Origin of the sequence: Rhizobium sp. C104, from assembly GCF_022354505.1 — a bacterium.
GTDB classification, from domain to species: Bacteria; Pseudomonadota; Alphaproteobacteria; order Rhizobiales; family Rhizobiaceae; genus Rhizobium; species Rhizobium redzepovicii.
Genome location: NZ_CP092351.1, coordinates 50,528 through 68,636 on the forward strand (window position 1 = coordinate 50,528; position 18,109 = coordinate 68,636).

At 57.8% G+C, this 18,109-nt stretch carries 15 protein-coding genes and 4 pseudogenes; 12 read left to right on the forward strand and 7 right to left on the reverse strand.

Annotated elements, in window-relative coordinates; all coding sequences use genetic code 11:
- Window positions 1-259: 259 nt before the first annotated feature.
- Window positions 260-769 (reverse strand): DUF4142 domain-containing protein, encoded by a 510-nt coding sequence (locus MF410_RS27160; protein WP_131711658.1) that lies wholly within the window; start codon window positions 767-769, stop codon window positions 260-262.
- Window positions 770-928: 159 nt separating this feature from the next.
- On the opposite strand from MF410_RS27160, the pseudogene MF410_RS27165 reads away from it, so the two are divergent.
- Both MF410_RS27165 and MF410_RS27170 read left to right on the forward strand, forming a co-directional pair.
- A pseudogene (locus MF410_RS27165) lies at window positions 929-1,111 on the forward strand (hypothetical protein); the annotation flags it as partial.
- Window positions 1,112-1,225: 114 nt separating this feature from the next.
- Window positions 1,226-1,432, forward strand: coding sequence for a DUF982 domain-containing protein (locus tag MF410_RS27170; protein WP_239620693.1), 207 nt, complete (start codon window positions 1,226-1,228; stop codon window positions 1,430-1,432).
- Window positions 1,433-1,876: 444 nt separating this feature from the next.
- On the opposite strand, the gene MF410_RS27175 is transcribed toward MF410_RS27170, so the two are convergent.
- Window positions 1,877-2,854: a PAS domain-containing protein gene (locus MF410_RS27175; RefSeq protein WP_222135179.1), complete on the reverse strand. Its 978-nt coding sequence runs from the start codon at window positions 2,852-2,854 to the stop codon at window positions 1,877-1,879.
- Window positions 2,855-3,054: 200 nt separating this feature from the next.
- On the opposite strand from MF410_RS27175, the gene MF410_RS27180 reads away from it, so the two are divergent.
- Together MF410_RS27180 and MF410_RS27185 are read left to right on the forward strand one after the other, a co-directional pair.
- The gene (locus tag MF410_RS27180; protein ID WP_222135189.1) at window positions 3,055-3,573 is read left to right on the forward strand and encodes a ferritin-like domain-containing protein; all 519 of its coding nucleotides are present in this window, start codon (window positions 3,055-3,057) and stop codon (window positions 3,571-3,573) included.
- 205 nt (window positions 3,574-3,778) lie between these two features.
- The gene (locus MF410_RS27185; protein WP_131711661.1) at window positions 3,779-4,288 is read left to right on the forward strand and encodes a ferritin-like domain-containing protein; all 510 of its coding nucleotides are present in this window, start codon (window positions 3,779-3,781) and stop codon (window positions 4,286-4,288) included.
- Between the two features lie 68 nt (window positions 4,289-4,356).
- Here the strand turns inward: MF410_RS27185 and MF410_RS27190 are convergent, their stop codons facing one another.
- Window positions 4,357-5,223, reverse strand: coding sequence for an SDR family oxidoreductase (locus tag MF410_RS27190; RefSeq protein ID WP_275593040.1), 867 nt, complete (start codon window positions 5,221-5,223; stop codon window positions 4,357-4,359).
- A gap of 176 nt (window positions 5,224-5,399) precedes the next feature.
- Here MF410_RS27190 and MF410_RS27195 point away from each other — a divergent pair, with 176 nt between their 5' ends.
- The 7 genes from MF410_RS27195 to MF410_RS27225 all read left to right on the forward strand — a co-directional run bounded on the left by MF410_RS27195 (window position 5,400) and on the right by MF410_RS27225 (window position 13,656).
- The gene (locus MF410_RS27195; protein WP_222135178.1) at window positions 5,400-7,799 is read left to right on the forward strand and encodes an FdhF/YdeP family oxidoreductase; all 2,400 of its coding nucleotides are present in this window, start codon (window positions 5,400-5,402) and stop codon (window positions 7,797-7,799) included.
- Between the two features lie 230 nt (window positions 7,800-8,029).
- On the forward strand, window positions 8,030-8,581 hold the full coding sequence (locus MF410_RS27200; protein ID WP_131711694.1) for a cytochrome c: 552 nt from the start codon (window positions 8,030-8,032) through the stop codon (window positions 8,579-8,581).
- Window positions 8,582-8,601: 20 nt separating this feature from the next.
- Window positions 8,602-9,570, forward strand: a complete 969-nt coding sequence (gene coxB, locus MF410_RS27205; RefSeq protein WP_131711663.1) for a cytochrome c oxidase subunit II — start codon at window positions 8,602-8,604, stop codon at window positions 9,568-9,570.
- Window positions 9,570-11,483 (forward strand): cytochrome c oxidase subunit I, encoded by a 1,914-nt coding sequence (gene ctaD, locus MF410_RS27210; RefSeq protein ID WP_131711695.1) that lies wholly within the window; start codon window positions 9,570-9,572, stop codon window positions 11,481-11,483. The genes coxB and ctaD overlap by 1 nt, the downstream gene beginning before the upstream one ends.
- A complete protein-coding gene (locus MF410_RS27215) occupies window positions 11,480-12,082 on the forward strand; it encodes a cytochrome c oxidase subunit 3 (RefSeq protein WP_131711664.1) in 603 nt (200 codons plus the stop codon). Before ctaD ends, MF410_RS27215 begins: the two co-directional genes overlap by 4 nt.
- A 292-nt stretch (window positions 12,083-12,374) precedes the next feature.
- Window positions 12,375-13,256 (forward strand): cytochrome c oxidase assembly protein, encoded by an 882-nt coding sequence (locus tag MF410_RS27220; RefSeq protein WP_239620695.1) that lies wholly within the window; start codon window positions 12,375-12,377, stop codon window positions 13,254-13,256.
- A gap of 46 nt (window positions 13,257-13,302) precedes the next feature.
- Window positions 13,303-13,656: a c-type cytochrome gene (locus MF410_RS27225; protein ID WP_239620724.1), complete on the forward strand. Its 354-nt coding sequence runs from the start codon at window positions 13,303-13,305 to the stop codon at window positions 13,654-13,656.
- Window positions 13,657-13,662: 6 nt separating this feature from the next.
- Here the strand turns inward: MF410_RS27225 and MF410_RS27230 are convergent.
- Window positions 13,663-14,507: pseudogene (locus tag MF410_RS27230) on the reverse strand (cytochrome c).
- Window positions 14,508-15,656: 1,149 nt separating this feature from the next.
- Here MF410_RS27230 and MF410_RS27235 point away from each other — a divergent pair.
- The gene (locus MF410_RS27235; protein ID WP_246828266.1) at window positions 15,657-16,091 is read left to right on the forward strand and encodes a DUF2243 domain-containing protein; all 435 of its coding nucleotides are present in this window, start codon (window positions 15,657-15,659) and stop codon (window positions 16,089-16,091) included.
- A 320-nt stretch (window positions 16,092-16,411) separates the two neighbouring features.
- Here MF410_RS27235 and MF410_RS27240 read toward each other — a convergent pair whose 3' ends face one another.
- From MF410_RS27240 to MF410_RS27245, 3 genes and pseudogenes are all read right to left on the reverse strand, one after another.
- Window positions 16,412-16,939, reverse strand: coding sequence for a DUF4142 domain-containing protein (locus MF410_RS27240; protein ID WP_131711668.1), 528 nt, complete (start codon window positions 16,937-16,939; stop codon window positions 16,412-16,414).
- A gap of 60 nt (window positions 16,940-16,999) precedes the next feature.
- Window positions 17,000-17,163 (reverse strand): annotated as a pseudogene (locus MF410_RS36805) (YetF domain-containing protein); the annotation flags it as partial.
- Between the two features lie 208 nt (window positions 17,164-17,371).
- Window positions 17,372-18,093: pseudogene (locus tag MF410_RS27245) on the reverse strand (SDR family NAD(P)-dependent oxidoreductase).
- Window positions 18,094-18,109: the final 16 nt, after the last annotated feature.

An 18,109-nucleotide genomic window follows, 5' to 3' on the forward strand; every position in this document is an offset into this window, starting at 1 on the left:
GAAAGAGCCGACAGGTTGGCTTCGAAAAAACAGCGTAAAGATGATAAATGAACCAGAATGGCGATGGCACTCGGCACGCTGTCACCACGTCTAATTTGGAGTGGGTGTTGCTGCGTTGATCCTCTGCATCAATGACGGATCCCAGACAAAGAGATTGGTTCCCCAAGCCGGGTCTGCTGCCACCGATAGTCTGCATTCAGCTTGGCAATGGTGTTTATGACAACGTCAGAACGGTGATGAAAAACCCGGCTGGTGGATCCTACCCCCGCTGATATTTCGACGTCAGCCCGCGGATCCGCGTCAAATGCATTCGCAAGTCCGGCAGGATCTTTGCAGCCGTCCGCTTGAGTTGCCCGTCCGGTCCCTGCTTTGAATAGCTCTCGAACAGGGTCACGGCTTCTTCATGCGCTGTTACCTGAGTGGAAAGATAGGCCTGATCAAGATTGGCGGCGTCGCTTTGCCGAAGGGCGGTCAGCTTCGCAGTATACTCTGCGTCGAGAGCGGCGGGCAGTTCGATGCCGTCCTGTTGCGCGGCATCGCTGAGAGCAGGTCCGGCCTTGCCGTGATCCTTGATCATGTCTTGCGCGAATTGTTTGGCGTCGTCAGCCTTTCCGCTCGCAATCTCGATCTTCGCGGCCTCCATCTCGAACAAGTTCGACATGGCGGCCTTCGACACGAAGTCGGTGGCTTGCTGCTTAGACGCGTCGTCTGCCGCCGTGGTGGAAAATGCGGTCAAGCAGATGAGAAGGGAGGCGAGAGCGGTTTTCATCGAGGTCTCCATCAGAGGAATTGCCGTCTCCAACCTCAGCGCGCGGCAAATGTTCCGGAGGTTTTTGCCAAGCCGCATCGGAGCTACCCACGGCGAAAAGTTTTTGAACTTCCGCATCGGGCCGCGGTTTGGTGCGGTCCACCCTAAGGAGTTTTTACGATGACAATTTCGAACCACCGGTCGCAGCGCCAGCAGCCTGAGCGGGTGACCGAGAGCGCGACAGACGCGAGACAGGGCCGATATGGCAAACCTGTCCTTGCGGTGCTCCTCAGTGCGCTCGTGCTGGCGATGATGGCCTGGGGCGCGGCCGAGATCTGGGGAGAAAGCATCGACATCGATCGACACCCAAGGCATCGATAGCTGCCGAGGCGAGCGGCGGGATTTGCTGCAAGGAGGAATGACATGGACAAGGCGATCGAGGTGGATTTCAAGGTGACATAGCACACACCGGTTTTTGTGAGGATCGGCAACGGCTTCCGGGAACGGGTGGATGGGCCGGATGCCGCGCTCCAGGCGTTTGCCCATCGCTGGCCCGAGTGCCGAAGCGAAGCCTATGGTGAGGCAAAGCTTCGCTGTCTTGAGGCGCTCGTCCGGCATGGAAGTGCAGAGACTGCACGAACCCGCTTTATCGAGGCCGCCATCGCAGCAGGAGTCTTTGCGTGAGCGGGGTCAGTTGCATTGCGGCGCGATGTTTAAATAATCGGCCGCCGGTTCGTCCCGTAAAAGCGGTCAGGTCTGAAAAGCCTTCAACGCCTCGACAAGCCGTTTCAGGTCCGTCGGCTTTCCAATGTTGGCGACACCGGCAAGCACGGGCTGCAAGCTCGGTCGCATGGGCTGCGCCTGCGAGGACGAACGGCACGCTCAACGCTTTCAACTGGAGAGCGACGGGAGTGACCTTTTCGCCGACGAGATTAAAGTCCAGGACCGCTGCAAGGGGGCGCTCCTCGCTGACCAAGAGCATGATCGACCGATGCAGCCGGCCCCAACACCCCGGAACCCTCCGTCGATCAAGGCCGCCACGAGTTCCATTGCAATCAGCACCTCGTCTTCTACCACCAAAACGCATCTGCCTTCACCATCGATTTCCGAAGGGTCGTCCATTTGTCCTCACAGCGGGATCTTAATCGTGGCCGCCAAACCACCCGGATCGTATTTAAGTTCCACCTTTCCGCCGAGATGAGCAGATGTGCCCTCGATCAACTCGGTGCCATAACCGCGGTGGCGAGGCGGCGCGACAGGTAACCCGTTTCTTTCCTGCCATGCGCAGACAAGATATGTCCGGCCTCTTGGACTAGATTCGAGTGCCCATACAACGTGGATCTGCCCATCGGGAACGGACAAGGCGCCGTATTTCACGGCGTTGGTGCCGAGCTCATGGAATATCATGCCGACCGCAAGAACCCTGGAACTGGCAAGTGTCACCGCCGGGCCGTCGCAAAGAAGGCGGTCAACGCCGGGCTCGCCGACCGATTGGCGCAGCAGTACTTCAAAATCTATGGTCTGATCGGCAAATGCGATTTCCTGCGCCCGAAGCGTGACCTCAAACCGTCCGAGGAAGATGTCGCGATATTCGGCGGCAGTGCGATCCTCGGTTTGCGTATGCATGGCGATCGAGCGCATCACCGCAGACAGATTCTTCAGGCGATGCCGTGTCTCGGCAATAACGAAATCTCTCTCTGCGTCCTGACGCCGGCGCTCGGTGACATCATCGAAGAGGATGAGGATGTTCGTGCTGTTATTATCGGGATGGATGAGACGACGGGCATCGACGAGAAACGTTCGCTGCCCGATTGCGGGAAAGTCATGTGTCACTTCAAAACCGATGACGGCGGCGGCTTTTGGGATCACCGACGCGATTAGTTGCCGAAGTTCGGCTATTTCCCATTGGCCGTTGCCGAGATCGAAGAAGCTTTGTCCCAAGATGTCGTCACGCTCGATCTCGAAGGTCCGGACAAAAGCATTATTGGCGCTCATGATGCAGAAATTATGATCCAGAACGACAATCGGCTGGGTCATGGTATCGACGATAGCCTGAGCCTGCACGTGTCCGCTTTTTAGCAAGCGGTAAAAGTCTTCCAGGATCATCTGCGCCCTGTTCTCTCGGCAGAACGTTGCACGTCTTGTACTCGTTGTTGCGCGTTCGACAAAAGAAACTAGGGTGAAACCCCAGTTCTGCAAAGGGGGTTGAGAGCCTGGACTACTCCATCAGCAAGAAGCGCCGCCGCTCACTCTGCAGATAGTCTGGAACATTCCGGAGCCCGCGAAGCGATCCGCTCAACAAGGAGATTTTCGATGTCCGGGACGAAACCCGCGAAATTTTTGTCACTGGCCTTAAGAATGCCCACGCCATGGAAAACCAGGCGCTCTCGATCATGAAGCCACAGCTCTCGCGGATCGAGAACTATCCGAAGATTGGGGCCAAGCTCGACCAGCATATTCGCGAAACCGAGGGGCAGATCGTCCGCCTCGAAGAGGTGCTCGATGGTCTGAACGAAGGCCACTCTTCGCTTAAAGACATGGCTCTGTCGCTGATGGGGTCGATGGCCGCGATGAGCCATACCATGGCCGGCGACGAAATCCTGAAAAACTCGTTCGCCAACTTCGCCTTTGAGAATTTCGAAATGGCAGCTTACAAGTCGCTGCTGACCGTCGCCGAAGTAGGTGGCTACGGCGCAGCCAGCACTGCCCTGCAAGCAAACCTCGCCGAAGAGACGGCGATGGCACGGTGGCTGGATGAAAACATCGTCTCCGTGACGACCAAGTTTCTTTCTCTGAGCGAAGCTGGCGAGAAAGCCAAGGTCTAAGGGAACAACGATGGTCCCGCGTTGTTACCCCTACCAGCGGATCGGTCCCGGCGCCTGGCATCGGTATTATCGCTGATCACCCTCTCATCTTGGCCGGAACGAGACGGCGCTCCGGCAACGGGGCGCCGGTGCATTTACGGACAGGAACCATCAAAACCTCGCGGCGTTTACCCCCGCGCAAGCCCATGCCACAGGAGGATTAACCATGGCGACCACCACCACCACCAAGACACTTGAAGACCTTTTCCTGGATACGCTCAAGGACATCTATTTCGCGGAAAAGCAGATCCTGAAGGCGCTGCCGAAAATGGCCCGCGCCGCCCAGGCTGAGGAAGGCAAGGCAGGATTCCTGCAGCACCGCGACGAAACTCAGGCGCAGATCGAACGGCTCGACCAGGTATTTGAGCTTTTAGGCAAGCCGGCACGCGGCAAGACCTGTGAAGCAATCCAGGGCATCATCGCCGAGGGTGAAGAGATCATGGAAGAGTTCAAGGGGTCGTTGGCACTTGATGCCGGTCTCATCTCTTCGGCTCAGGCCGTCGAACACTACGAGATCGCCCGGTACGGCACTCTCATCGCTTGGGCAAATCAGCTCGGCCTCAAGGATGCCGTTCCGCTGCTTCAGGCAAACCTCGCCGAAGAAGTAGCGACCGACAAGAAGTTGACCCAGCTTGCACAGGCGTCCGCAAACGCCAAGGGAAAGAGGGCGGCCTAACCGTCTATACGATCATGCAGAAAAGGCCGTCATCGTTGGCGGCCTTTTCCTATAGTCTGCCGACGTGATCAGATCATGATTTCCCCGCCGGTCACCGGGATTATGGCTCCGGTCATGTAACTGCCGAGATCCGAAGCGAGAAGCACGTAGGCGCCGGCAAGCTCCGCAGGCTGTCCGGCCCGCCCGATCAGGGTATTTCCTCCAAACTTCGCAGCTTTTTCGGCCGGCATCGTCGAAGGGATGAGCGGCGTCCAGATGGGGCCGGGCGCGACCGCATTGACGCGAATGCCTCGCTCTCCGAGCATCTCGGCAAGGCCGGCCGTGAAGTTGGAAATAGCGCCTTTTGTCGACGCATATGCTAGCAGCTGGGGGGACGGCTGGCGCGACTGGATGGACGTGGTGTTGATGATGGCGCTGCCGCGCGCCATGTGTGGGATCGCCGCCTTCGCCAGAAAGAACGGTGCATAGATGTTCGTGCGAAAGGTCTCGTCCCACTCTTCGGCATCGATATCGGCGATGTCGGCATATGTGCGCTGAAAGGCGGCATTGTTCACCAAAATGTCGATGCCGCCCAAATCATCGACGGTCCGCTGCACGAGCAGCTTGCAGTGATCCTCCGACTTGATGTCGCCGGGGATGACGATAGCTTTGCGGCCTGCCTGCTTTACCCACTTTGCGGTGTCGTTGGCGTCCTCGTCCTCGCTTAAATACGAGATGACTATATCGGCGCCCTCTCGAGCAAAGGCGATCGCCACAGCTTTGCCAATGCCCGAATCCGCACCCGTGATAAGAGCAGTTTTGCCTTCAAGCTTTCCGTTTCCCCTGTAGGATTTCTCACCATGGTCGGGCACAGGCTGCATGGCAGCTGTCTGGCCCGGCGGCTCCTGTTGTTGCGCAGGATAGGGCGGCGTGGGGCGGCGCGTGTCGTCGGTCATCGTCATGTCTCCTTGATGGTCGTCAATGGCAAACATCCCGAACCGGTAAACGGTTCCTGAAGTAAAATTCTTTCCCAGCAGTCGAGTAGTCCCGCATTTAAAGAGACGGCCGACTTTTCGGAATTGCTTGGAACAAAAGCCGACGTCTTAGGTTTGAGGACGCAAAGGGCAAAGAAATGTCTGCAAATCCAAAATCTCCGCCGAAAATAAAACGCTATCGGGGACCGGCAGGGGGCTGGGGCTCGGCCAAATCGGTTGCCGCAATCCTGTTGCGCGAACACAAAACCCTTTCTGGCGCGGGACTTCTCTCAAAGCAAAACAAGCCCCAAGGCTACATGTGCGTGAGCTGCGCATGGGCCAAGCCCGCCAAGACGCATCCGCTCGAATTCTGTGAGAACGGCGCGAAGGCAACAGCGTGGGAAGTTACAAAAAGGAGAGCCGACAGAGCCTTCTTTGCCAAACATACCTTGAAGGAACTGGAGCAGTGGCGCGATCATGACCTGGAAGAGCAGGGCCGTTTGACGCATCCGATGCGATGGGATCCGGCCACAGACAGGTATGTCCCGGTTTCATGGCAGGCTGCGTTTGATGAGATAGGCAGAGAGCTTCGGTCGCTAAAGCCGCGGGAAGTCGATTTCTACACCTCCGGGCGAGCTTCGTTAGAGACCAGCTATATGTATCAGCTGTTCGCCCGCATCTATGGCAGCAATAATCTGCCGGATAGTTCAAATATGTGTCATGAGAGCTCCTCAGTGGCGCTGCCGGAAAGCATCGGAGCGTCTGTCGGAACGGCGATACTCTCGGATTTCGAGAACACCGACTGCATTTTCTATATCGGCCAGAACGTTGCGACCTCTTCTCCGCGCCTCCTACACGACCTGCAAGATGCGGTTGATCGGGGCGTTAAGATCGTCACTTTCAACCTGCTTCGGGAGCGGGGGCTTGAACGCTTCGTCAATCCTCAATCGCCGTCTCAAATGCTCACCGCATCGGAAACCCTGATCTCATCGGAGTATTATCAGGTGCGCAACGGTGGAGACATCGCCGCTCTGTTCGGAATTTGCAAGGCACTGATCGAGTCGGATGACGCTTTAAAGTCGGCTGGCCATTCAAAGGTTGCCGGAAACGACGGCCGTCCGGCGGATCCTTCGAACGCGGCAATGGTTGCGTTTGCGGCATCCATGGCGTCGGCGGATAAGAAGCATGTCCTGGATCACGACTTCATCAAAGAACATACGTTCGGCTTTGAAACCTTTGCCGCAGCGGCGCGCCAGCATGAATGGTCCGAGCTCGAACGGATTTCGGGCTTGACGCGCGGAGAGATGGTTCAGGCGGCGGAGATCTATGCCAGTTCGAATGCCGTTCTCATGGTTTACGGGATGGGCCTGACACAACATTTGATGGGCGTTCAGAGCGTGCATATGGTCGCAAACCTTGCTTTGCTTCGAGGCAATATCGGGAAGCCCGGCGCAAACATTTGCGCCGTGAGAGGACATTCGAACGTTCAGGGGCAGCGAACAGTTGGTATTACGGAAAAGCCGGGCCTGGTCCCGCTGGACAAGTTATCCGAGCTATACGCCTTCGAGCCGCCGCGCTGGACGGGGCATTCGACGGTTGATACGTGCAAGGCGATCATGAACGGAGAGACCCGTGCGTTTGTTAGCCTGGGCGGGAATTTTCTCAAAGCCGTTCCAGAAACCGCCGCGATGGAGGCTGCATGGCGAAAGATGCGCGTGACCGTCCAAATCGCCACCAAGCTTAATCGCAGCCACGTTATCCATGGCGAGATCGCATATCTCCTGCCGTGCCTCGGCCGGATCGAAATCGATCGACAGGCGACCGGCCCTCAGGCTGTTTCGATGGAAAGTTCGATCGCCCATTTCCACGGGTCCATCGGAAAGACCAAGCCGGCCAGTGGCGAGCTGCTCTCGGAAGCTGCGATCGTGGCAGGAATTGCCAAGGCGACAATAGGTGTCTCCAAGGTGCCTTGGGACGAATGGGTGGGCGATTATTCCAAGGTCCGCGACGCGATCGAGCAAACCTATCCCGAGACCTTCAAGGACTTCAACAAACGGCTGTTTCAGCCTGGAGGTTTTCCCCGGCCGTTGCCAGCACGCGAGCGGAAATGGGTCACCTCGAACGGCAAGGCCAATTTCATCACCCCCGAAAGGCTCTTCCCGGACATGCCCACTGCGGCCAGATCCGATGTCCTTCATCTCGCCACTCTGCGTTCGAACGACCAGTTCAATACGACGATCTACGGATATGGAGATCGCTTTCGCGGCGTCGAGGGCACGAGAAAGGTGGTATTCATGAACGCCGGCGATATCGACGCTCTTGGTCTTGAAAACGGCATCTCGGTCGATCTTACCACCGCTCTCGATGAACAGACAGTCCGAAAAGTTACGGCGCTGCGGGTCGTGGAATATGACATTCCCAAGGGCTCCTGTGCGGCGTACTATCCGGAAACGAACCCGCTATTTCCGCTCGACCACCATGATGTCAAGTCGAAGACGCCCTCATATAAACTTTTGCCGGTTGTGGTGACGCGATCGGCCGAAATACCTTGCGACTGACTTGCAGATGGGATTGACAAATGTTGTTCGGTGGTTCCGCAGGAACGTCGGATCGCTTTAAGAAACTGGCTGGGTGGTCAGCTTGCCTGGCGTTGATCGCTCTGTTCGTATGGAGGGCAAGTTCATTATTCGCCAGCCGGTCGGCCCCGGCCTCGGGTTTTACGTCGCTTGCTCCAAATGACGCAAGTAACGCAGCCAAAAAAACAAGGCTGGTGCTCTGGGCATTTCTGATGGTGGGAGGGCTCACGGTGTCGGCACTGCTTGGCTGGATAGACCACCCGCGAGAATTCAGACTTGATCCCGCAATCACGGCCGAATTGGAGCAGTTCAGACTGATGCCGAACGGGATCAGCGGGGCGCCGCCGGAGATCGACTTCGCACTTGGTCAACCTTATGAAAATGACTCTTACAATCTGAGCCAAGGCAAACGACTCTACACCTGGTTTGGCTGCCCATCCTGTCATGGCGACGGGCGAGGGGCGGCAGGACCGTCCTTTCTCGATGGATGGTGGCTCTATGGACCCGAGATGGTTTCAATCGTTGCTTCCATTCGGGATGGAAGACCGCACGGCATGCCGCCATTTCGAAACCGCATGACGATAGAGCAGATCTGGCAGCTCGCGGGCTACGTCCAAACGATCGGCGCCTACAGTGCCAAAGTGGCAGCGCCCGGCCGCAACGATACGAAACACACGCGCCCTTCTGAAAACCGCGCGCCGGCGGCGATCATTTTCGAAGAGGGACCGGTTGGTGTTCATGCTGAGCAGGGACCGGAACCTTGATAGCTAGACTTGTTTTGTTGATGTTTGTTGTCGCCGGCCTCACCGCGTGCGCCGGGTCGCAATCCGCACTCGATGTGCACGGCGCATCCGCAATCCACCTGAAACACTTGATGCTGTCCGTGATATTTGTTTGCGCACTCGTATGGATCGCCGTGATGTTGGTGCTTGCATATGCGCTATTTCGCAAACGCCGCGATCCGGCCGGTGTCGAAGCAGGTGGCGAAAATAGAGCGACACTCATCGTTTCCGCCGCCGTTGGGGCAACGGCTCTGATCATTACGGGGCTCACTGTCGCAAGCTTTTTCACCACCCGTTTGATCGACGCCGACGGTGAGGTCGCAATGACGATCGCCGTCAAGGGTGAACAGTGGTGGTGGCGCGTCACTTATATGCAGGATGGCGCCCCCGACTTCGAGACGGCAAACGAGATCCATATTCCGGTTGGAAGAACGGTTCTGCTGCAGCTCGAAAGCGCCGATGTCATCCACTCGTTCTGGATACCAAGTCTCGCCGGAAAGCAGGATCTCGTGCCGGGAAGGACGAACATGCTTGCCATTCGCGCCGAGACGGCGGGCGTCTACCGCGGGCAGTGCGCCGAGTTCTGCGGCCTCCAGCACAGCCACATGGCGGTTCAGGTGGTTGCCGATGATCCGGGTTCCTTTGAGCGATGGCTTGCCGACCAACGGGCTAAAAGTCTCGAACCTGCCGAGCCGGAGGCGGCGGTGGGACAAGCCGTGTTTCTCGAAAAACCCTGTGCCGCCTGTCATAGAGTGCGTGGAACACCCTCCGCTGGAACCACCGGGCCGGACCTCACTCATGTGGGGAGCCGGGTCACAATCGCGGCCGGTGTGCTGGAGCGGACCAGGGGCTCCCTCGCAGCCTGGATCGCTGACCCCCAGACGCTCAAACCAGGCAACAACATGCCGATGGTACCGCTCACCAGCGACGAGCTGCGCTCTGTCTCCGCATACATGGAAAGCTTGAAATGATGGTGGACGATGATGGTCCCAGCAGAGATCTTCGCGATAGCGCGCTCGACAGCGTCGACCTCGACCTGCATCTGGCGTCGACATGGCGGACAGACGGCGGACTGTGGGCTGCATTATCGACGGTCGACCATAAGATCGTCGGCCGCCGCTACATTATCACCGCTTTCGTCTTCCTGTTCCTGGGCGGTATCCTCTCCCTGCTCATGCGGCTTCAATTGTCGCAGCCCGAGGCCCGCTTCATCGGACCAGACCGCTACAATCAGATCTTCACCATGCACGGCACGAACATGATGTTCCTGTTTGCCGTTCCCGTCATGGAAGCAATGGCCGTCTATCTCGTGCCGTTGATGGTCGGCACCCGTAATATCGCGTTCCCCCGCCTCAATGCATTTTCCTACTGGATGTTTCTTGCCGGCGGAATCTTGCTGTGGGTGGCCTTTGCGATCGACACCGGTCCCGATGTTGGCTGGTTCGCATATGTGCCGCTTGCCGGGCCGCAATATGGCACCGGCAAGCGGGCCGATATCTGGGCGCAGATGATCACCTTCACCGAGATATCGGCGCTTTGCGTCGCTGTGGAACTGGTGGTGACGATCTTCAAGCAGCGCGCGCCGGGCATGTCGCTGGACCGCATTCCGCTGTTTGTATGGTCGATGCTGGTGACGTCGTTCCTCGTCATTTTGGCCATGCCGGCCATCATGATAGCCAGCACCTCGCTCATCCTCGACCGCCTCGTTGGAACCCACTTCTTCAATCCGGCCGAGGGCGGTGATGTCTTGTTGTGGCAGCACCTCTTCTGGTTTTTCGGCCATCCGGAGGTCTACATCATCTTCCTTCCTGCGGTAGGGATGGTGTCGACTATCGTGGCGACATTCACCGGACGGCCCGTGTTCGGTTATCTTGCCATGGTGATGGCCTTGATTTCGACGGGCGTTCTGGCTTTCGGTCTATGGGTGCATCACATGTTCGTTGCTGGCTTGCCCCGGCTGGGGGAGAGCTTCTTCACAGCTTCCAGCATGGTCATTGCCGTCCCCGCCGGTCTGCAGATATTCTGCTGGCTGGCGACACTTTGGATGGGACGGCCCGTATTCAAGACGCCCCTCTTGTTCGTTATCGGATTCGTCGTAACATTCGTCGTCGGTGGACTGACCGGGGTGATGGTCGCCTCCGTGCCCTTCGATACGCAGGTTCACGACACCTACTTTGTCGTCGCGCATTTTCACTATGTGTTGGTCGGCGGCGCCGTTTTCCCGTTGCTGGGCGCAATTTACTATTGGTTCCCCAAATTTACCGGTCGGATGATGAGCGAGACGCTCGGGCGTTGGGTATTCGCGCTGATCTTTGCGGGTTTCCATCTCAGCTTCTTTCCAATGCACATTCTCGGCCTGGCCGGAATGCCGCGCCGGGTCTACACCTACCAGCCCGAACTGCCCTGGGCTGGTCTGAATATGATGGTCAGTTTAAGTGCGCTCGTTCTGGCGTCTGGCTTTCTATTGTTTGTCATCGATGTGTTTCGAAGCGCGAGAAACGGTGCCTTTGCCGGCCCCAATCCGTGGGGGGCGGCAACGCTTGAATGGGCGACGGCGTCGCCGCCGCCCTGCTATAATTTTCGTCGCATCCCGCTTGTTCGCTCGGGGGAACCGCTGTGGATCGACGACGAACTCACGGTGGCTGCAGGCCTTCGCGTCGATCGTCGCGAGCTGCTCGTGACCTCGGTCATCGCAGCGATACCCGAAGCGCGGGAATCATCGCCGCCTCGATCAATTTGGCCGCTATGGGCGGCAGTGGCGACGTCTCTTGTTTTGATCTGGTCGATCTTCACACCTTGGGCGGTCGTCTGGGGGTCGATCCCGGTCGCCATTGCCTTGACCGCGTGGTTCTGGCCAAACGGAGCCCCGGAGGAAGAGACATGAAAGAACGCGTCATTCTCGATCTTTCTGAAGTCACATCGCATGGAAGCGGCACTGCGAGCCCTACTTGGTGGGGAACTCTTGCCTTTATGTTGATCGAAGGCACGGGTTTTGCGCTGGCAATTGTCATCTATCTTTATCTGATGAGCTTGGCGCCCGAATGGCCGATAAACAGTGACGTGCCGGCGCTGACGGCAGGCACTATTATGACCATATTGCTTGTCGCCAGCCTTGCTCCAAACGTGCTGGTGTCGCGCTGGGCAAAAAAGCAAGACTTGCCAAAGGTTCGCTTCGGCCTGGTGGTGATGGCGCTGCTTGGGGTGACTGCGCTGATCATTCGCGTTTTCGAATTTCCGGCAATGCATATAAGTTGGGATCGAAACGCCTATGGCTCCATCCTCTGGCTGATGTTGGGGTTGCACACGACCCACATTCTGACGGACCTGATCGAAACGCTTGTGCTCACCTGTCTCATGTTCACACGCCATGCCGACAACGGACGCCGATACGGGGATATTGCGGATAATGCGATGTACTGGAACTTCGTCGTTGCGGCGTGGTTGCCAATCTACGCCTGCATTTATTGGGTTCCACGTCTATGACAACGCTTCCAAATCGGTTCGCGGGTTTTTCCATCGCTCCCCTGGCTTGGGCCTTGACGACCCAGCTCGGACAAATCCTTCCCTACGCCGATTGCGCTGCCCGCACGAACTGGACGCTCCCCGTTTGCGGGGGAGGTGCCGCTCTCAGTGTCTGGGGCGTCATTATCGCCGTGGACGGTTGGCGAGGATGGAGCACCTCCCAGCGAAAATTCGGCCAGGCCTTTCTGTCCATTGCGGTAGTCTTCGTGTTTGCAATTTGTTTGCAGGGGGCCGCTTCCATGCTGCTCAGCCCATGCGCGCGCTGATCACCCTTGGCATCATCTTCGCCAACGCCGGCGCGGCCGTGGCGCATGGCCCGGAAAAGCCGACTGCTTCCTCAGCCTGGACGTTCGATCCCTGGGTCGTCATCCCTCTTTCGGTGGCAGCCGTGTTGTTTGTGGTAGGGACCGGCAGATTGCTGAGCCGCGTTTCTAAGGGAAGGCCGAAGCCGCTTCTCCGTATCATTTCATTTTTTGCTGGTTTACTCACTCTCACCGTCGCTCTGGTGTCACCGATCCACTGGCTGGGCGAGCACCTCTTTACCTTCCATATGATCGAGCACGAGATCGTCATGGCTATATCAGCCCCTCTTCTCGTCCTTTCCCGACCTGCCGCAATGTATGTGTGGTCCTTTCCAAGATTTGCCCGCCGCTGGATAGCGCGTCTATTTAACGCCTCTCTAGTTCTTGGCTTTTGGAACTGGCTTGCCGGTGGGGTCACCGCGACGGCTCTGCATGCAGTCGCGATATGGGCTTGGCATGTGCCGATGCTGCTGGACGCATCGGTGACAGATCTGGCGATGCACCGGATCCAGCATCTCTCGTTTCTGATCACCGCGCTCCTATTTTGGTGGGCGATCATATGGCGAAGTGCACGAGGCGCGGCTGCATGGCATCTGTTTGTCACCATGATGCACACAAGTGCCCTTGGCGCTTTGATGGCGCTATCGCCCCGCGTGCTTTATGTCGCGCAGACAGCCGGCGCATCGGAATGGGGGCTGACGCCGTTGGAGGATCAGCAGATTGCCGGAATGTTGATGTGGATTCCGGCTGGTACGGTCTATGCGGGTGCGGCGATCTTCTTGCTTTCTACGTGGATCAGGAATTCAGCAAGGGGAGACATCAAGCTTGTCTAAAACCCTACATCTTTCTGCGTTTGGCGTTATCGCTGCTATTGTCGTGATGGGAGCTGCGTTTTTGACCGCGCAATATTCCAAGGTTCGCAGCAGCCGCTATGACATGGCGATCCTGCTGTCTGGCGGGGATCCCAATCGATCCCCCTTGATTTTTCGCCGCTACGGTTGTGCAGGCTGCCATACTATCCCCGGCGTGCCGGGCGCCGACGGACTGGTCGGGCCGGTGCTATCCGATCTCTCACGGCGGGTCTATATTGCTGGCGTGGTACCGAACACGTCTGACAATCTTGAACGCTGGATCGTTTCGCCGCAACAGTTTTCGCCGCATAGCGCCATGCCGGTGACCGGGATTAGCCCTGCGGAAGCCAAAGATCTAGCCGCATATCTGTACACGAAGTGAGATACACTAGGGATGTGGTGTAGGCTTTGGGACGAGTGACTTGATATATCGAGCGACCGCCCTTCGGTCGCTTTCAGGAAGGACCGCCGTGTTTGTGACGACGTCCGCCATAGATGATCCCACGCGCCCGTGAGTAGGCGTGTTGCCGGTCGAGAGCATCTCCTCAATATCCGCCTCAGACCAAGTACCAATCCCAGCGATAGTGACATTTGGCACGAAACCCGTCCCTTGTGGGTCGGGCCCACCCGCAAAGCGTCTATCGGATTTTATCGCACCGAGGATGTTTCGCGTGGAATGGCACTCGGCGCAGTGTGAAACTGTCTCTACTAGATAGGCTCCTCGATCATGGACGGCATCGCCCGTTAGCCTTGCATTCGAGGCCCCCTTGTTGAAGAACATGAATTTCCAGAAGCCTATCGAACGGCGGATCGTGAAGAGGATTTTGGGGTGATGTTCTGGCGCTCGCCCCGCCACCGGCGGCAACGTTTTGAGATAGGCGTAAAGATCCTTGATGTCAGGGGCGGTCATTGCGGTGTAACTTGTATAAGGGAACGCCGGATAGTAGTGCCTACCCTCCGGAGACACTCCTGCAACGAGCGCGTTCGCCAGATCTGAGACATCCCAATTTCCGATCCCGTCGGCGGGATCGGAGGAGATATTCGGAGGCCGAAACGTCCCGAACGGCGAGGCGAGTGCTAGACCACCCCGAGACGAAGGCGATCGGCTTGTCCAGGCGTCGCATGGCATGAAGCACAGTCTCCGGCGGCAAAAATATTCTTGCCTCTGCGAGCATCTCCAACTCCTGCGAGTCGGGGGTCATTTTCCGAGAATTCCGGCGCGGGCGCAGTCATGACCCATGCCGCCGCAGACCCCAACGATGCAGTGCACAGTATCGCGATTATCCACAAAGCGATCTTCATGATGATCCGTTCAGCCTTGGCTTTGCCTGTGGCTTGAGTGCAATGCGTGCAGTCGGGTTATAGAAAGCTTCTGAGCAATTTTGGAGATCTCTTCCGGCCGGGCGTCCAGATAATGCCGCAGCCACCTGCCAAGCTGCTGAATTTTTCTGCTTTCGCGCATGTCGTCGACCACTTCCAATTCAGGGGCCGAGTCCAGCGCAACCACCGCGGTAATGACGACTGTTCCTCGGGTTTCCTCGCCTGCCGGATTGCGCTCTCAGACCCGTGAAATGAAAACCCCCGTCGCTGCAGTTCGTTCCCCCCGAGTGAACTAGGCGAAAGCCCCCCAATCGGTGAGCGGGAACTTCGGGCGACCGGTCTACTCGCCGTCGTCCATAATAATCGGGGCGGCGTCTCGACCGGAACAAAGAACTTGACTCTCTTAGGACAACCTACGTTCGCTGCGGCCAACGGTCTCTGCTTTGCCCTGATTCGGTCTTAAACCCGTCTGAAATGCCTGTTCACGTTCGCTAGGTTGGCGTCGCCAATATGAAACGCTGAGCCGTCGGACTACAGCAACGAGGGTCTTGAGGTTTGGGCCCCAAGCAACGAGCTATTTTCAAAGCCACTGTGCGCTCTAGCGCTTGCCCTTGTAGACAGCCGATCGGTCTTCTGTCACGGCTCCACGGTAGCACTCTCCTAATTGACGGATAGAGCCGCGGACAGGCAGGCATAGTGCTTCCAATCCACCGTTGATACTCGCTGTCCCCGGCAGGAGGAACTCTGGCAGAAGCGTCACCAAACGTACAATCGGCTCAACCTGGAAACTTTGCGCGGCATTTTGCGTTCGGTGTTCGAGAGGAGCGCGATAGACATGAAGGCAATGCCTTTCGGTGCGTTGAAGCCAACATGCTGAATGCCGGCTGGCCACAAGGCCGAACTCCGTACCAACGTCGACGTTTGCGGTGGCGCTGCGCGGTCGAAGCGAATTCTCCACCCAAATCCCGCCCGGGCTGGCGCCGTTGGCGCGATCAACATCGCTGGGACGGTATTTTCCGCGTGACTGGCCTCCACCAACCCTCACCGCGGTGGTTCCCACGCTTGGCCGGCCTGCTGTTCGGCGTTGGTCTGGGCGGCTTCTTCGACGGGATCGTTCTCCACCAGATTCTTCAATGGCATCACATGCTGAGCTCCTGGTATCCGATCAACTCGATGGAGAACCTTGAACTGAATAGGTTTTGGGACGGCGTCTTTGATTCCGCAACCTACATCTTCGTTTTGAGCGCTTTGTTCATCTTGTGGCGGTCGGCCCGGCACAGCCACTTCAAATGGAGCACCCGCGAACTCGCCGGAACGATGTTGATGGGGTTTGGGCTGTTCAACCTGGTAGAGGGGGTCGTCTACCACCAGGTTCTCGGCCTTCACCATGTCAATGAAACGGTCGAGCGATCGTCGTGGATATCCTGGGATATCGGCTTTTTGATCTGGGGAGCGGCGATGGTTGCGCTCGGTTGGGTCGCTGCGAGGCGCTCTTGAAATCACAGCGCAGGGAGAATTTAAGCGAGGTGCTGAATGCTGCGACCTGGGGAGCTTTCGCTCTCGGGCTCATCGCCGCGACAGCGCCGGTTTGGCGCTACTACTTTTTGGGAGGCAACCGTCGATCGATGGGCTTCTTTCCCTACGGTGCTTTGGCTTATGAGCCTCAATGGTAGTGAGGGCGGTTTTGGAGCGGACTGGCGCTGACTATCGACTGGCGAGCAATGAGCCAGCCCGGGCGGCCAGAGCACGGAGCCGGACGGCGCCCAACCGTCCGGTTCCGTTATAAGTGCAATGCGAGCCACCTATGCAGAAGCCGCCTATTTGTTAAGTTCTTTTGCCATCTGGAGATGGTGTTCCAGAGCAGGCCGCGTGCTAGCAGCCCACGCCTTTAGCTGCGGATCGTCCCCTTCGTCGCCGTAGCGCTTGAAGAGATCGACTGCGTCTTCGTGGGCAGATTCCTGGTCCGCGTGATATCGCTTGTTGAAATCGTCCCCTTGTAGACCTTCCAGCTTGTCGAGCATGCTTTGTTGATCCGATGTCATGGCGCTCGGAAGAGTTGCTTTGACCTTGCCGCCTGAGACCAGTGCCTTGAGTTCGCTGCTGGTCTTCTGATGGCCCGCAACCATCTGCTGCGCGAAAGCTTTGGTCGGATCGTCCCCGCGCTCAATAGCAAGCTTGCTGGAGGCGATTTCGAACATGTCGCTAGCGGCGGCTTCCTTGACGAAATCCTCGGTTTTCGGCGGCACGCCAATGAGGGAATTTACACCCGTCTTTTCGGCGGCGGATTGTGCGAAGGCGGGCGCGGCGAACAAGAAGGCGAGCGAGGCCATAACAAGGCGTTTCATCGTAATCTCCCAGGTTGGTAATCCCGTCCAACTTTTGTACAAGCAGAGAGTTCCCTGCTCTCAGCCGGATTTCTGCTTCTTGATGCTGCTAATGTTGCCGCTCACTTCGAGGACGGCAAATTTTATCTCTGCCACGCTCTCGAGGCCTTCCTGGATTCGAGCCGCTTCCATGACATCTTCCTTCTGCAACCGGACGCGCCTTTGAGTGCGCGTTCGTTGTGGACCTGTATCGCCACGTGAATCGAACCACCAGCTAGAGCCCGGGCGCTTCAAATCCGTACGTACGCGGTATCGGGCCCTCCGCCTCGACACCTCATCCCCGCTCCCTGTGATTGCATGGGCCGCTATTGCGGCTTGAAAGCCCCATGCGGGCGCGGGAGCGGGACAGTCGCGGCGATCCACTGACCGCCACGTCGGATTTCAGGCTGCCTGTTATTGGGTGCCCGATCCCGGCTTTGCCATCTTCGAATGCTGGTGGGCAAGTATGCTTGCCGGTGTGACATTGGCACCGCCTGCAGCTTGTTCTTCCAGCCGCTGACGACATCGCCTTCACCATCCAACATCGCGTCATAGCCGATGCGCGCGACTTCGCCGGCATCGTCCTTCGTCGCCTGGCCAATCGAAGTGTTCAGCAGACCGGCCCGCTTGAAGAACTCTGTCTCAGTCGCGCCCGGCATCAGGCAGCTGACGGTCACGCCGGTGTCCTTCAATTCCTCGCGCAGCGCAAAGGAGAAGCTGTTGATGAAGGCCTTTGTACCGTTATATACGGCTTGGTACGAGCCCGGCATGAAACCCGCGATCGTTCCGGTGATGTTGGTTTCGACTACCTTGCGTGCCTCGCCGAGATCCTGATGAGGAAGCCCTTGCCGATGCCGCGTCCGGCGTTGGCCATCAGCAAATCTACCGAGCGGCCGCTGGCGGTGACGCGTCCAACAAGTTGATCCACACCCTCGGCCGTCGCAAGATCGGCTTCCACAGCATCCACGCTGGTGCCGAACTCCTTTAGCTTTGCGGCGGCTTGGTTGATGCGCTCTCATCGGCGGCAATATGAGATCATAACCATCCTGTGCCACACACTTCGCCAGTTCGTAGCCGATGCCGGTGGATGCGCCGGTGATGACGGCAAGGCCCTTGCTCGATGCGTGCTGAGCCATGATACTACTCCTTCTT